Below are 803 nucleotides of genomic sequence, written 5' to 3' on the forward strand. Positions count from 1 at the left end.
TGCGCGCCCAGCGTCCAGACATTCTGGGCTTCGCGGCTGCGGGCCGTGGCCAGGCTGGATTGCTTGACGTAGCCGCTCTTGCCCGACCAGGCGTAGCTGCCGCCGACCTTGAAGCCCGCGTAGCCGACCGACAGACCGGCCATGGTCGAGGACAGGTTCTCATAGGTGACGCCAGCGGTCGAGTTCTTGGCCTTGCCGCCGGAATAATACAGGCTGGCCCCCAGATCGACGCCGCCGAAGGTCCCGGCGTAGTTGCCGCCCACTTCGAACACGTCGTTGTAGCCGCCGGTGATGTTGCCGTTCGGGGTGGCGGTCTTCAACCGGTTGATGTCGGTGTTGACGCTGCCGGTGGTCGGCTGATAGGTCAGGCCGAACTGGAAGCCCGAGAATTTCGGCGTCAGGTAGGTGATGCGGGTCGAGTTGTCACCCGAGATCAGCGTGCGCAGGTTGCCGGTGGTCCCGGCCGACGAGCTGTTGCCGAAATAGGCCGGGAAGGAGCCGTCGGTGCCGCCCGTGCCCCAATCCGACGGGGCGATGATGGCGTATTCGTCCGACAGGCCGTTCTGCATGCCGGCGCTGATGGTGCCGAAGCTGCCATTCACGAACATGTAGGCGCGATCGGCCAGAACCGCGCGGCTGCTCGCGGCGTTGTCGGTGCCGAAGCGGATGCGGGCACCGTATTCCAGGCCGTTGTCGGCCTTGGCGATCGGGGTGACGACCAGGCGCAGACGGTTGCGGAAATCGGTCGAACGCAGGTTGGAGTCCTTGTCCTGACCAACGATGCCGGCCTCGAAATAGGCGTC

General features: G+C 65.4%; 1 protein-coding gene. It reads right to left on the reverse strand.

The window, feature by feature from the left end; translation table 11 throughout:
• On the reverse strand, positions 1–803 hold an 803-nt coding region (locus EJ903_RS26395), incomplete at both ends, for a porin (RefSeq protein WP_148105323.1).

The organism is Azospirillum griseum, assembly GCF_003966125.1.
Taxonomy (GTDB): Bacteria; Pseudomonadota; Alphaproteobacteria; order Azospirillales; family Azospirillaceae; genus Azospirillum; species Azospirillum griseum.